At 64.0% G+C, this 14,563-nt stretch carries 11 protein-coding genes; all 11 read right to left on the reverse strand.

Going from position 1 to position 14,563, the window contains the following annotated elements; translation table 11 throughout:
* Positions 1 to 52: 52 nt before the first annotated feature.
* On the reverse strand, positions 53 to 1,369 hold the full coding sequence (gene tilS, locus PVZ72_RS18130; protein ID WP_187978706.1) for a tRNA lysidine(34) synthetase TilS: 1,317 nt from the start codon (positions 1,367 to 1,369) through the stop codon (positions 53 to 55).
* Positions 1,370 to 1,379: 10 nt separating this feature from the next.
* Positions 1,380 to 2,330: an acetyl-CoA carboxylase carboxyltransferase subunit alpha gene (locus tag PVZ72_RS18135; protein ID WP_187978705.1), complete on the reverse strand. Its 951-nt coding sequence runs from the start codon at positions 2,328 to 2,330 to the stop codon at positions 1,380 to 1,382.
* 140 nt (positions 2,331 to 2,470) lie between these two features.
* A complete protein-coding gene (dnaE, locus tag PVZ72_RS18140; RefSeq protein WP_187978704.1) occupies positions 2,471 to 5,992 on the reverse strand; it encodes a DNA polymerase III subunit alpha in 3,522 nt (1,173 codons plus the stop codon).
* 76 nt (positions 5,993 to 6,068) lie between these two features.
* Positions 6,069 to 6,704: a ribonuclease HII gene (rnhB, locus tag PVZ72_RS18145; RefSeq protein ID WP_273862641.1), complete on the reverse strand. Its 636-nt coding sequence runs from the start codon at positions 6,702 to 6,704 to the stop codon at positions 6,069 to 6,071.
* Positions 6,704 to 7,831 (reverse strand): lipid-A-disaccharide synthase, encoded by a 1,128-nt coding sequence (lpxB, locus tag PVZ72_RS18150; RefSeq protein WP_273862748.1) that lies wholly within the window; start codon positions 7,829 to 7,831, stop codon positions 6,704 to 6,706. Before lpxB ends, rnhB begins: the two co-directional genes overlap by 1 nt.
* A 16-nt stretch (positions 7,832 to 7,847) precedes the next feature.
* A complete protein-coding gene (gene lpxA / locus PVZ72_RS18155; RefSeq protein WP_187978702.1) occupies positions 7,848 to 8,624 on the reverse strand; it encodes an acyl-ACP--UDP-N-acetylglucosamine O-acyltransferase in 777 nt (258 codons plus the stop codon).
* Entirely contained in the window at positions 8,621 to 9,061 is a 441-nt protein-coding gene (fabZ, locus tag PVZ72_RS18160) for a 3-hydroxyacyl-ACP dehydratase FabZ (RefSeq protein ID WP_007159483.1), read from the reverse strand. The genes lpxA and fabZ overlap by 4 nt, the downstream gene beginning before the upstream one ends.
* A gap of 45 nt (positions 9,062 to 9,106) precedes the next feature.
* Positions 9,107 to 10,180, reverse strand: a complete 1,074-nt coding sequence (gene lpxD / locus PVZ72_RS18165) for a UDP-3-O-(3-hydroxymyristoyl)glucosamine N-acyltransferase (RefSeq protein WP_423815027.1) — start codon at positions 10,178 to 10,180, stop codon at positions 9,107 to 9,109.
* Positions 10,180 to 10,683 (reverse strand): OmpH family outer membrane protein, encoded by a 504-nt coding sequence (locus PVZ72_RS18170; RefSeq protein ID WP_017639048.1) that lies wholly within the window; start codon positions 10,681 to 10,683, stop codon positions 10,180 to 10,182. Before PVZ72_RS18170 ends, lpxD begins: the two co-directional genes overlap by 1 nt.
* 38 nt (positions 10,684 to 10,721) lie before the next feature.
* On the reverse strand, positions 10,722 to 13,124 hold the full coding sequence (bamA, locus tag PVZ72_RS18175; protein WP_273862642.1) for an outer membrane protein assembly factor BamA: 2,403 nt from the start codon (positions 13,122 to 13,124) through the stop codon (positions 10,722 to 10,724).
* A 73-nt stretch (positions 13,125 to 13,197) separates the two neighbouring features.
* Complete coding sequence (rseP, locus tag PVZ72_RS18180; protein ID WP_273862643.1) at positions 13,198 to 14,550, reverse strand: sigma E protease regulator RseP; 1,353 nt, start codon at positions 14,548 to 14,550, stop codon at positions 13,198 to 13,200.
* Between the last annotated feature and the right edge of the window lie 13 nt (positions 14,551 to 14,563).

Here is a 14,563-nt window from a genome sequence, read left to right on the forward strand (position 1 = left end):
CGGAGCGAGCGGAAAATGCGGTATAAGACGGGAGCGTAGTCTAGCCTAAAGGTCATCCCAGCTCAAACCCACCCATGCCGTCTGCGGGCTGCCACTCAAGCCGCCCTCCCCCTGGCAGAGCACTCAGGCCGGGCAGATTGGCCACGGCCAGCAGTTCGTCGCCTCGCCAGAGCAGCGGCAAACGGCCGCGCAGGAAAGGCGGGACCTCCCGCTCGTTGAGCAGGCGCTTGAGATCGCGACTGCCGCGACCGGGTACGACCAGTCGCTCGCCGCCCTGGCGATAGCCGATTCGCCAGCCGGCTTCGACGGCCTGCCCGGTAAAGATCAGGCGGCCATTGCCCCTCAGTTCCAGGGTGCCGACCCGAGCGGCGACCGGCTGGGGAGAGGGCATGACCTGCCAGGCGTCCGGCACCCACCAGATCCGCCCGGCTCCACGGCGCACACTGCCGCCTTCGAGGCGCCAGACGGGATCGCTGGCCGTGCCCGCCTCGCGCACCGCCTGCCAGCCGGCCCAATGGGCGCTGTCGGGCTGGCGCGTCAGCGCAGCCAGCCAGGCACGCAGGGCATTGCGCTGGCGGGCCTCGCTCAAGCGCTGCAAGGGCGCCAGGGCCAGACTGGGCAAGGGAATCCAGGGGAAGGGTTGGGCGACGAGCCGGGCCTGCTGCAGATCCAGGCTGGCCAGTTCGCCGAGCAGTTCGTCGGCTTCGGCCAGGTGACGGGCGCTGCGCGCCATGACCTGATCGACCCCTGGCCAGCGCTGGCGCAACCGTGGCAGCACCTTGTGTCTCAGGTAATTGCGATCCAGCCCGGTATCGGCATTGCTGGGGTCTTCGATCCAGTCCAGCCCTTCGGCTTCGGCATAGGCCAGCAGTGCGGCGCGGGGCTCGTCCAGCAACGGGCGCCAGAGGCGACCGGCCGCCAGCGATCGGGTCTCCGGCATGCCGGCGAGGCCCTTCACACCCGCGCCACGTACCAGCCGCTGCAACAGGGTCTCCAGCTGATCGTCACGATGCTGGCCCAGCACCAGGCAGCCATCCTCCGGCAGCACCCGGGCGAAGGCGGCATAGCGCGCTTCGCGGGCGGCTCGCTCAAGACTGGCGGCGCCATCGGTGCGGACGTGCAGGATAGCGAGAGGAATGGCCAGCCCTTGGCAGACCCGGGTGCAATGCGCGACCCAGGCATCCGCCGCGGCCTGCAGGCCGTGGTGCACATGCACCGCCTGCAGGTCGACCAGCAGGCCGCGCGCGCGCAATCGCGCGCAGAGGTGCAGGAGAACGGTGGAGTCGAGTCCGCCGGAGAAGCCCACTCGCCAGTGACGGGTGGGCGGCTGCCGCTCCAGGCGGGCGTGCAGCCGGTCCAGCAGACTCATGGCCGCGGTATCAGGAAATGCCGTAGCTCATCAGGCGCTTGTAACGACGATCCAGCAGCGCCGGCAGGTCGTAGTCCTTGAGTTCATCCAGCTGCTCCAGCAGTGCGCTGCGCAGGCTGTTGGCCATGGTCTGGGGATCGCGATGGGCACCGCCCAGGGGCTCGTCGATCACCTGGTCGACGATGTTCAGGCTCTTCAGCCGCTCGGCGGTGATGCCCATGGCCTCGGCGGCATCGGGGGCCTTTTCGGCGGTCTTCCACAGAATGGAGGCGCAACCTTCCGGCGAGATCACCGAGTAGGTGGAGTGCTGCAGCATGTTCAGCTGATCGCAGACGCCGATGGCCAGGGCGCCACCGGAACCACCCTCGCCGATCACGGTGGCGATGATGGGGGTCTTCAGGCGCGCCATGACCCGCAGGTTCCAGGCGATCGCCTCGCTCTGACCGCGCTCTTCGGCGTCGATGCCCGGGTAGGCCCCGGGGGTGTCGATAAAGGTCAGGATCGGCATCTTGAAGCGTTCGGCCATTTCCATCAGGCGGCAGGCCTTGCGATAGCCTTCCGGACGCGGCATACCGAAGTTGCGGCGGACCTTCTCGCGTACCTCACGGCCCTTCTGGTGACCGATGATCATCACCGGACGACCTTCCAGGCGGGCGATGCCACCGACGATGGCTGGATCGTCGGCGAAGTGGCGGTCACCGTGCAGCTCTTCGAAATCGCTGAACAGATAGCTGATGTAGTCGAGGGTATAGGGACGCAGCGGATGCCGGGCCAGACGAGCCACCTGCCAGCTGGACAGGTCGCTGAAGATGCTCTTGGTGAGCGCCTGACTCTTCTCCTGCAACCGGGCGATCTCGTCACTGATGTTCAGCGCATTGTCGTTACCGACCAGTCGAAGTTCTTCGATCTTGGCCTGGAGATCGGCGATAGGCTGTTCGAAATCGAGATAGTTCGGGTTCATGGGCATCCGTTATTACAATCTAGAGCCAGGGGCCGGGGCGCCTACCTTAAGGGATCGGACGGGACAGGTCGAGACTCCTGCCACATCACCGGCACCCGCCGCTGGCGAGGGTTGGGACGGAGCGCACGAGGCGCTCGGACTTAACGATAGTTCAGAAAGACGTTCTCCCTGCCGAACTGGTCACGCAGGGTTTGAATCAGGCCATCGGCCGGGTCGATCCGGTAGTTCTCGCCGAACTGCAGCAGCGCCCGCGCGGTGGGCCCCTGGTAGTCGATAGTGACCGGACAGGCGCCGCGATGGCGACCGCACAACTCGCCCAGCCAGCGCAGCCGATCGCCGGCCAGCGCCTCGCTGCGCACGGCGATCCTGAGGCTTTCCGCCAGAGCGGTCCGGGCTTCTTCCAGCCCCAGCACGCGCTTGGCGCGCAGGCGCAGGCCACCGGAGAAATCGTCCTGGCTGACCTCGCCCTCGACGATCACCAGGGCATCGGTCTGCAACAGCGCCTGGGCGGCATTGAAGGCCTCGGCGAACAGCGAGGCCTCGATGCGTCCGGAGCGATCGTCCAGGGTGACGAAGCCCATCTTGTCGCCGCGCTTGTTCTTCATCACCCGCAGGTTGACGATCAGACCGGCCACGGTCTGGGTTTCGCGCGAGGGCTTGAGGTCGACGATGCGCTGACGCGCCAGCCGCCGGACCTCGCCTTCGTATTCCTCGATGGGGTGGCCGGTCAGGTACAGCCCCAGGGTTTCCTTTTCCCCGCGCAGACGCTCCTTGAGATTGAGCTCGCGGGCGCGCCGGTGGTTGGCATAGACGTCGGCCTCGGGTTCGGCAAAGACGCCACCAAAGAGATCCACGTGACCACTGTTGTGACTGCGGGCGGTCTGCTCGGCCGAGGCGATGGCCTCTTCCATGGCCGCCAGCAGTACGGCGCGATTCTGGTCGATGGTCGCCTGATAGGCCTTGAGCTCATCGTGATAGTGCGGCCCCAGGCGGTCCAGGGCACCGGAACGGATCAGGGCTTCCAGAGTGCGCTTGTTGATACGCTTGAGATCCACCCGCGCGCAGAAATCGAAGAGGTCCTTGAAGGGCCCCTCGGCACGCGCCTCGACGATGGCCTCCACCGGCCCCTCGCCCACGCCCTTGATGGCGCCCAGGCCGTAGACGATGCGCCCACCCTCGTTCACGGTGAACTTGAACTCGGAGATGTTCACGTCCGGCGTGTCGATGCGCAGTTTCATATGGCGGCATTCCTCGATGAGGATCACCACCTTGTCGGTGTTGTGCATGTCCGCCGACAGCACCGCGGCCATGAAGGGCGCCGGATAGTGAGTCTTCAACCAGGCGGTCTGGTAGGAAACCAGGCCGTAGGCGGCCGAGTGCGACTTGTTGAAGCCGTAACCGGCGAATTTCTCCACCAGATCGAAGATGTTGCCCGCCAGCTCGCCATCGATGCCGTTATTGGCGCAGCCCTCGATGAAGCCACCGCGCTGCTTGGCCATCTCCTCGGGCTTCTTCTTGCCCATGGCCCGGCGCAGCATGTCCGCCTGGCCCAGGGTGTAGCCGCCCATGACCTGGGCGATCTGCATCACCTGTTCCTGGTAGAGGATAATGCCGTAGGTGGGCGCCAGCACCGGCTGCAGGCCGTCGTACTGGTAGTCCGGATGCGGATAGGCCAACTCGGCGCGGCCATGCTTGCGGTTGATGAAGTCGTCCACCATGCCCGACTGCAGCGGACCGGGGCGGAACAGCGCCACTAGGGCGATGAGGTCTTCGAGGCAGTCTGGCTTGAGCTTCTTGATCAGCTCCTTCATGCCGCGGGATTCAAGCTGGAAGACGGCGGTGGTCTCGGCCTTCTGCAGCAGGGCGTAGGTCGGCTTGTCGTCCAGCGGGATGAAGTCGATGTTGAGCGGCTCGCGCCCCTCCTCCACTTCCGTGCGGTTGATGGTCTCCAGGGCCCACTTGATGATGGTCAGGGTACGCAGACCGAGGAAGTCGAACTTGACCAGGCCGGCCTGCTCGACGTCGTCCTTGTCGAACTGGGTCACCAGGCCGTTGCCGTCCTCGTCGCAGGCGATGGGCGAGAAGTCGGTCAGCTTGGTCGGCGCGATCACCACGCCCCCGGCGTGCTTGCCGGTGCCGCGGGTGATGCCTTCCAGCTTCAGGGCCATGTCCCAGATTTCCTTGGCGTCCTCGTCGGTCGCCAGGAAGTCGCGCAGCACCTCTTCCTGTTCGAAGGCCTTCTGCAGGGTCATGCCCACTTCGAAGGGGATCATCTTCGACAGGCGATCGGCCAGGCCATAGGACTTGCCCTGCACCCGCGCCACGTCGCGCACCACCGCTTTGGCCGCCATGGTGCCGAAGGTGATGATCTGGCTCACCGCCTCGCGGCCATACAGGTCGGCCACGTACTCGATCACCCGGTCGCGACCGTCCATGCAGAAGTCGACGTCGAAGTCGGGCATGGAGATCCGTTCGGGGTTGAGGAAGCGCTCGAACAGCAGGTCGTAGGCCAGCGGATCGAGGTCGGTGATCTTGAGCACATAGGCCACCAGGGAGCCGGCACCCGAGCCCCGGCCGGGGCCGACCGGCACGCCGTTGTTCTTCGCCCACTTGATGAAGTCCATCACGATGAGGAAGTAACCGGGGAAGCCCATCTGGATGATGATGTCGAGCTCGAAGTTGAGTCGGTCGACATACTCCTGGCGCTTCTCTTCGTAGTTCGGCGTGGTCTCGCGCGGCCAGAGCACGGCCAGGCGCTCTTCCAGGCCCTCGAAGGACACATGGCGCAGGTAGTCGTTGATGGTCATCCCGTTGGGAATCGGGAAGTTGGGCAGGAAATACTTGCCCAGCTGGATCTCGATGTTGCAGCGCTTGGCGATCTCGACGGTATTTTCCAGCGCCTCGGGCAGGTCGCTGAACAGCTCGGCCATCTCGGCCGCCGACTTCAGGTACTGCTGGTCGCTGTACTTGCGCTCGCGACGAGGATCATCCAGCGGGCGGCCCTCGCCGATGCAGACACGGGTCTCGTGGGCCTCGAAATCCTCGGCCTTGAGAAAGCGCACGTCGTTGGTCGCCACCAGGGCGCCACCGCAGCGATCGGCCAGGGCCACGGCGGCATGCAGGTGCTCTTCGTCACCGACGCGCTCGGTGCGCTGTACTTCCAGATAGAAGCGATCCTGGAAGACCTGCTGCCATTCCGCGAACAGCTGATCGGCCAGGGCCAGATCGCCTTCGAGCAGCGCCAGGCCGACCTCGCCCTCCTTGGAGCCGGACAGGGCGATCAGGCCTTCGCTGGCAGCCTTCACCCAGTCGCGCTGGATGACGATCTGGCCATCCTGCTGACCTTCCTGGAAGCCCCGCGACAGCAGCTCGGTGAGGTTGCGATAACCCTTGGCGTTCATGACCAGCAGGGTCATGCGGCTCAGCGGCGCATCGCCATCGCGACCGGCCAGCCAGATGTCGGCGCCGGCGATAGGCTTGATCCCGGCGCCCATGGCGGCCTTGTAGAACTTGACCAGGGAACAGAGGTTGCCCTGGTCGGTCACCGCCACGGCCGGCATTCCGGCCGCTTCGGCGGCCTTTACCAGCCCCTTCACCCGCACGATCCCGTCGACCAGGGAGTATTCCGTGTGCAGACGCAGGTGGACGAAGGATGCGGACATGGCAGAGACCCCTTGATGCATGAGGCGCGAGATTGTACTGGATTGTCGACCCGGGGTCAGACCGCCGCGACGGCCGTCAGTAGGTCGCGATGATCTGGGTGGAGGCCTGGGTCTCGAGGGCGTGCCAGGCGTCACGCACCGGCGCGAAGGAACGCCGGTGGATGGGCGTGGGCCCCAGGCGCCTGAGCGCATCCAGGTGCTCGGCGGTGGGATAGCCCTTGTGCCCGGCCAGGCCATAGCCCGGATAGAGGGCATCCAGCACCTGCATCTCGCGATCGCGACTCACCTTGGCCAGGATGGAGGCCGCGGCGATCGCCGGGACCTGGCTGTCGCCTTTCACCACCGGCGAACTGGGCACCGCCAGCTTGGGACAGCGATTGCCATCGATCAGGGCCAGCCGCGGCTCCACCTGCAGGCCTTCCACCGCGCGCTGCATGGCCAGCATGGTAGCGTGCAGGATGTTCAACTGGTCGATCTCGGCGACCTCGGCACGGGCCACGCACCAGGCCAGGGCCTTTTCCTGGATCTCGTCGAACAGGGCTTCGCGGCGCGCCAGCGACAGCTTCTTCGAATCGTTCAGCCCGAGAATGGGCTTGCCCGGATCGAGGATCACCGCGGCCGTGACCACGGCGCCGCACAGCGGACCGCGGCCGACTTCATCCACCCCGGCGACCAGTGCCTCGACCAGGTTGAAATCCAGACCCAGCTGCATCAGCTGCGCGACCGCAGGAGATCCAGCAAGGCAGCGGCCGCCTCTACCGAGGCATCGCGCCTCAGGCTGTGATGGATGGCCGCGAAGCTATCGGTCTGCTGCTGTGGCTGTTCCAGCAACGGCAGGAGCTCGGCCACCAGCCGTTCCGGCGTCGCCTCGTGCTGGATCAGCTCGGGCACCAGCTTGCGCCCGGCCAGCAGGTTCGGCAGCGAAATGTAGGGACTCTTCACCAGCTGCTTGAGAATCAGATAGGTCAGGGGCGCCACTCGATAGGCGACCACCATGGGTCGCTTGAACAATAGTGTCTCCAGGGTGGCTGTGCCCGAGGCGATCAGCACGCCGTCGCAGGCGGCCAGCACCTCATGGGAACGGCCATCGGTTAGCAGCAGCGGCAAAGGCGGCCGCCCTTCCAGCAACTGCTCCACCTGCGCCCGCCGCGCGGCATTGGCACAGGGCAACACGAAGCGCACGTTAGGACGCACGGCCAGCAACTGAGCGGCGGCGTCGAGAAACAGCGCACCGAGGCGCCCTACTTCGCCACCGCGACTGCCGGGCAGCAGGGCGACGACCTGACCGTCTTGCGGCAGCCCCAGGGCCTGCCGGGCCGCCAGCCGGTCGCTGTCCAAGGGAATGGTATCGGCCAGCGGATGGCCGACGAAGCGCACCGGCACCTGCTGTTCTTCGTAGAAGCGCGCCTCGAAGGGGAACAGGGTCAGCATCAGGTCGCAGCCATCGCGGATCTTCAATACGCGCTTCTGCCGCCAGGCCCAGACCGAGGGGCTGACGTAATGCACGGCGGGAATGCCCGCGCGATGCAGCTGGGCTTCGATCTCGAGGACGAAATCCGGGGCGTCGATACCGATGAAGACATCGGGACGGGCGTCGAGCAACTGAGCGATCAGCGCCTTGCGCCGCCCCAGGAGTTCGCGCAGGCGGCCGAGCACCTCGACCAGCCCCATGACCGCCAGGCGTTCCATGGGAAATTCGGACACCAGGCCCTCGGCTTCCATCCGCGGACCGCCCACCCCCATGAAGGAGATATTCGGGTGCTGCTCGCGCAACGCCTGCATCAGGCCGGCGCCCAGCAGATCACCCGACGCCTCCCCGGCCACCAGCGCCACGCGCAGCGGGCGCTGGGCGAACTCAGCGGGTGATGCCACGCGTCGCACTCAGAATGGAATCGCGGAACACCGCCACTTCGGGAAACTGCTGAGCCACCGGCTCCAGCTCGCGCAGGGCGTCATCGACGGTCAGGCCCTGGCGGTAGACCACCTTGTAGGCGCGGCGCAATTCCTTGATGGCTTCGGCCGAGAAACCCCGCCGCCGCATGCCTTCGAAGTTCATGCTGCGGGCTTCCGCCGGATTGCCGAACACCGTGACATAGGCCGGTACATCCTTGCCAATGGCCGTGCCCATGCCAGAAAAGCTATGGGCGCCGATGCGGCAGAACTGATGCACCAGGGTATAGCCGGACAGGATCGCCCAGTCATCGACATGCACGTGCCCGGCAAGGGCCGTGTTGTTGACCAGGATGCAGTGATTGCCGATCACGCTGTCATGCCCGATGTGCACATAGGCCATCAGCAGATTGTGATCGCCAATAGTCGTCTCTTCCCGATCCTGCACGGTACCGCGATGGATGGTGACCCCTTCACGGATGGTATTGTGATCGCCGATCCGCAGCCGGGTCGGTTCGCCCTGATACTTGAGGTCAGGGGTGTCCTCACCGATGGACGAGAACTGGAAGATACGATTGTGACGCCCGATCACGGTCGGCCCCTTGAGGATGACGTGAGGACCGACGACGGTCCCCTCGCCAAGCTCGACATCGGGCCCGATGATCGACCAGGGGCCGACCTGGACATCGGCAGCGAGCCGTGCCTTGGGGTCGACGATAGCCCTGGGGTCAATCAACGTCATAGCTTGCGTTCCGCACAGATGATTTCAGCCGAGCAGACTGGCTTGTCGTCCACACTGGCGTGGCATTCGAACTTCCAGATACCGCGCTTGGTGCTGATGAAGCGAGCGTCGAGCATCAGCTGATCACCCGGCGTCACCGGCTGGCGAAAACGCAGCTTATCCGATCCGACGAAGTAGTACAGGGTGCCATCGGCCGGCGAGGAATTCATCATCTTGAAGCCGAGCACGCCAGCGGCCTGCGCCATGGCCTCGACGATCAGCACGCCCGGCATGATCGGGTGCTGGGGAAAATGGCCGGTGAAGAACGGCTCGTTGATGCTGACGTTCTTGTAGGCGCGAATGCGCTTGGCTTCGATATCCAGCTCCAGCACGCGATCCACCAACAGAAAGGGATAGCGATGCGGGAGATATTCACGGATCTCGTTGATGTCCATCATGGTCGGGGAAGGCCTGTTAAGAAAGGGGGAACATCCGATGCAGAATCAAGCATCAGAAGCAGCGTCATCCCGCGAGGTCACGGTAGCAACGATTTTTTCCAGATGTTGCAGACGGCGGGCCATGTCGTCGAGGTGACGAATCCGCGCGGCGCTCTTCTTCCATTCACCGGCCGGCTGCATGGCCGTGCCGGAGGAATAGGCGCCAGGCTCGGTAATCGAGCGGGTCACCATGGTCATACCGGTAACGAACACGTGATCGCACACCTCGATATGACCGACCATGCCCACGCCGCCGGCGATGGTGCAGTGTTTGCCGATCTTGGTACTGCCAGAGATGCCGACGCAGGCGGCCATGGCGGTGTGCTCACCGACCTGGACGTTGTGCGCGATCATGATCTGGTTGTCGAGCTTGACGCCATCGCTGATGACCGTGTTCGCCAGGGCGCCGCGGTCGATGGTGGTATTGGCACCGATCTCGACGTCGTCGCCGATCAGCACGCCACCCAGCTGGGCGATCTTCTGCCACTGGCCACGCTCGTTGGCGAAGCCGAAGCCCTCGGCGCCGATCACGGCCCCGGACTGCACGACGGCGCGCGCACCGATGGTTACGTCGTGATAGAGCGTGACCCGCGGCGCCAGCCAGCTATCGGCGCCGATGACGCTGCGCGCACCCACCACGCAGTGAGCACCGAGACTGACACCTGCGCCGATGCACGCCTGCGCCTCGATCACCACATAGGGACCAATGGCCGCGGTCGGATCGACCTGGGCATCAGCCGCGACCAGTGCAGTCGGATGAATACCGGCCGCGCTGCGCGGTTTGCGATCGAACAGGTGGGAAAGCCGCGCGTAGGCCAGATAGGGATTCGCCAGGATCAGGGCATCGCCGGCATAGCCGTCGGCGTCCTTGTCCGTCAGCAGCACGGCTCCGGCCTGGGTATCGGCCAGGTAACGGCGGTACTGCGGATTGGCGAGAAAACTCAACTGGTCGGGACCGGCCTCGGGCAGGGTAGCCAGACCGGTGACCAGGCGCTCGGACGAACCGCGTAATTCCACGGTCAACTGGCGGCTTTCCAGCCACTGCGCCAGTTCGCCCAGCGTAAAGGTGCTATGACTCATCAACGACCCGCGTTCATGCGCTCGATGACCTGGCGCGTGATGTCGTATTGCGGCTTCACGTCAACCACGGCGCCACGTTCGAGCACCAGATCGTAGTCACCCTTCTTCAGCACCTCTTCGACGGCCTTGTCCAGGCGCGGCTTGAGCAGCTTGAGCATGTCGCGATCCGAGGCGGCCTTGGCGTCGTTGAGTTCCTTGGACTGGAACTGGAAGTCACGGGCCTTCTGGCGGAAGTCGTTCTCCAGACGGGTACGCTCGGCCTGGGCCAGCTTGTCACCGCCCTTGTTGAGCTTGTCCTGAATGTCCTTGGCGGAGCTTTCCAGACCCTTGAGCTTGTTCAGCTGGGGACCGAACTTCTTCTCGGAATCCACCGCGTACTTCTTGGCGGCATCGGATTCCAGCAGGGCCATCTGGTAGTTCAGGACAGCGATCTTGGTATCGGCGAAGACCGGGGCGGCAACGAGAACGGCAGCGAACAGAGCGTAACGAGTGTACTTGTGCACAGTTGACTCCTGCGTAAAGCGCAAAGGTGTTGCCTGGGTCAGAACGTCTGACCCAGCGAGAACTGGAAGACCTGCGGATCGGAGTTGGCCGGCTTCTTGACCGGGACGCCCAGGCTGAAGCTCAGCGGGCCCAGGGCTGTAACCCAGGTCACGCCGACGCCGACGGAGCTGGCCATGTTGGAGAGGCTGATATCTCCGCAATTCGATGTACCGCCGACGCCATCAGCCGCCTTGTAGCAGTTGCCCGTCGAGAACACATTACCCACGTCCCAGAACAACACGGTACGCAGCGATTTCTGATCCTTCACGAACGGCAGAGGGAAGAGGTATTCCACGCCGCCTGTGATCAGGACGTTCCCACCGAATGCCTCTGACTTATCACGGTCACGATAACCCTGCCCCTGAGGCCCATAGTTGGTCTGACCAGTCGCTGGATTGATTCGTGGCGGTGTAGTCCGCGGACCCAGGCTGCTGTCCTCGAAGCCCCGTACCGAGTTGAAGCCACCCGCGTAGTAGTTCTCATAGAACGGCAGGCCGTCGGTACTGCCATAGCTGTCGCCATAGCCCAGCTCGGTGTGGAAGCGCAGCGCCGTAGTGTCGGTCAGCGGAGTGAACAGCTGGCCGCGATAGTCGAGCTTGTAGAAGCTCAGGTCGCTACCCGGGATGGTGATCTGGCCGGTCATGCTCTGAGAGGCGCCACGGGTCGGCAGGACGCCACGGTTCAGCGTCGAGCTCGACCAGCCGATGCTGGCCTTGAAGTTGGTGAAGTTGTCCCCTTCGCGCTCGACGAAATCGTAGATCTCGTCGGCACTGTAGGTACCGGGGTTGATCTCGTCGTTCTGCACGCTCAGACCATAGGTCAGGCGCGAGGTCTCGCTGATCGGATAGCCCAGGGTGACACCGGTACCCAGGCTGTTGATCGAGTAGTAGGAGACGTCACTGTCGTACAGTTTGCTGTAGTCGGTGCTGCGATAGAAGATGTTGTAGCCCAGGCTCACGCCGTCCGGCGTGAAGTAGGGATCGGTGAAGCTGAAGTTGTAGCGACTCTGGTACTGGGAACGGGTCAGACCGATGCTGACCTGGTTGCCGGTGCCCAGGAAGTTGTTCTGGCTGATGGAACCACCGAGGATCAGACCGGCGCTCTGAGCGAAGCCGATGCTGGCGGTGATGGAGCCCGACGGCTGCTCTTCGACGTTGTAGTTGACGTCGACCATGTCGTCGGTGCCCGGTACCTGGGGCGTCTCGACCTTGACTTCCTTGAAGTAGCCCAGGCGCTCGAGGCGGGTCTTGGACTGGTCGATGAGATAGGTGGAAGCCCAACCGCCTTCCATCTGACGCATCTCGCGACGCAGCACCTCGTCCTCGGTCTTGGTGTTGCCGCGGAAGTTGATGCGATTGACGTAGGCACGCTTGCCCGGATCGACCACATAGGTCAGGGACACGCTGTGATCGTCGTCATGGGGCTCGGGCAGACCATTGACGTTGGCGAAGGTATAGCCTTCGTTGCCCAATCGGCGGGTGATCAGATCCGAGGTGCTGGTCATGACCTTGCGCGAGAAGACCTGGCCAGGCTGGACCAGCATCAGTTTGCGCAGCTCTTCCTCCGGCACCTTGAGGTCGCCGGACAGCTTGACTTCACGAACGGTGTACTTCTGCCCTTCGTTGACGTTGACGGTGATGTAGACGTGCTTCTTGTCGGGCGTGATGGACACCTGGGTCGAGGTGATGTCCATGTTGATGTAGCCACGATCCAGGTAATAGGAGCGCAGGCGCTCGAGGTCACCTGACAACTTTTCCCGGGAGTACTTGTCATCGTTACGGAAGAACGACAACCAGTTGCTCGGCTTGAGCTCGAACAGCGAGGTGAGGTCATCTTCGGGGAAGACCGTGTTGCCCACCACGTTGACGTGGGAGATGGTCGCGACCTCGCCCTCGTTGATGGTGATCTTCAGCTGCACCCGATTACGGGGCTGAGGCACCACTTCGGCGTCGATGCTGGCCGAATAACGGCCCTGGGCGACGTACTGGCGCAGCAATTCATTGCGCACGCCTTCCAGCGTCGCACGCTGGAAGATCTCGCCTTCGGCGAGGCCGGCCTGCTTGAGACCCTTCATCAGGTCGTCGCTGGAGATCGCCTTGTTGCCTTCCAGGGTGATGCTGGAAATGGAGGGACGCTCGACCAGGTTCACGACCAGGACGTTACCGTCACGACCCAGCTGGATGTCCTGGAAGAATCCGGTACGGAAGAGCGAGCGCGAGGCTTCGGCCAACTTGTTGTCGTCGACGGACTCGCCGACATTGAGCGGCAGGGCACCGAAGACGCTGCCGGACGATACTCGTTGCAGTCCGTTGACGCGGATATCGGAGATGGTGAAGGACTCGGCGTGTACCTCGCCGATCATCAGCGCGGCTATTACCGCAGGTAGCAGCAGGCGTTTCATGAGTCCCTTTTATTCCAACTGGCAAATAAAGAATCTGCCGCACTGGGCGGCAGATTCGGCAATCAGCAGAGTGTCAGAGGCGACCGAGGTCATTGACCAAGGCCAGCAGCATCACACCCACGACGAGGCTAATACCGATCTGCATGCCCCATGTCTGTACACGCTCGGACAAGGGCCGCCCGCGAATCCACTCGACGAAGTAGAAGACCAGATGACCACCGTCGAGCACAGGGATAGGCAACAGATTCAGAACCCCCAGGCTTATGCTCAGGTACGCCAGAAAATTGAGGAAATCCCCCAGGCCTGACTGAGCTGAAGCGCCCGCCACTTTAGCAATGGTTATCGGCCCGCTCAAGTTTTTTACCGACAGCTCTCCCAAGAGCATCTTCTTCAGGGAAACCAGCGTCAGCACGCTCATCTGCCAGGTTCGGCCGATACCTTCGCCTACGGCAGCCACGGGTCCATAGCTGATTTCGCGAACCATTTCCGCTGGCCACTTGACCGGGGCCACACCCGCACCGAGGTAACCGCTCTCGGTGGAATCGACGCGCCGCGCGCCCAGGCGCAGGGTCAGGTCCCGTTGCTGGCCCTCGCGCTCATAGGTCAGCCTGACCTGCTGACCGGGATGCGCCCGTACCCAGTCCACGGCCTGTTGCCAGTCGCCGATGGAAGTATCGTTCAGGGCGATCAGGCGGTCTCCCGCCTGCAGGCCGGCCGCTTTCGCCGGGCCGGCCGGATCGAGCTCGGCGAAGACCGCCGGAATCTGCGGTCGCCAGGGTTTCAGGCCCAGGGCCTGGATCGGATCGGGATCTTCCGCACCACGCAACCAGGCATCGAGCTGGATGACGCTGCTCTGTTCGGCGGTGGTGCCCGGCACCCGGTAGCTCAGGCGCAGCGGACCGCTTTCACCCAGGCGATCGACCAGCCGCAGATTGACCGCCGACCAGCTGTCTACCGCCGCATCATCGACCGCGGTCAACTCTGCGCCGACGGGAATGCCCGCGGTGGCAGCCGGAGTATCGGGCGCGATCGCTCCCACGACCGGGCGCGGCTGCTGGGAGCCAAGCATGGCCAGCAGCCAGAAGAACAGGATGGCAAGCAGGAAATTGGCGATCGGTCCGGCGGCGACGATGGCGATACGCTGGCGGACCGTCTTGCGATTGAAGGCCGCATGCTGCTCTTCGGGCGCCACCGGCGCTTCGCGCTCGTCCAGCATCTTCACGTAACCGCCCAGCGGGATCGCGGCCACCACGAATTCGGTGCCTTGACGGTCGTGCCAGCGCAACAGCGGCTTGCCGAAACCTACGGAAAAACGCAGGACCTTGACGCCGCAACGGCGCGCCGTCCAGAAATGGCCATACTCGTGGATGGTCACCAGCACGCCCAGGGCGATCAGGGTTCCCAGTATCGTATAAAGGATGGACATTGGCTGCCTCCGC

Origin of the sequence: Pseudomonas sp. LA5, assembly GCF_028640825.1 — a bacterium.
GTDB classification, from domain to species: domain Bacteria; phylum Pseudomonadota; class Gammaproteobacteria; order Pseudomonadales; family Pseudomonadaceae; genus Chryseomonas; species Chryseomonas aestiva.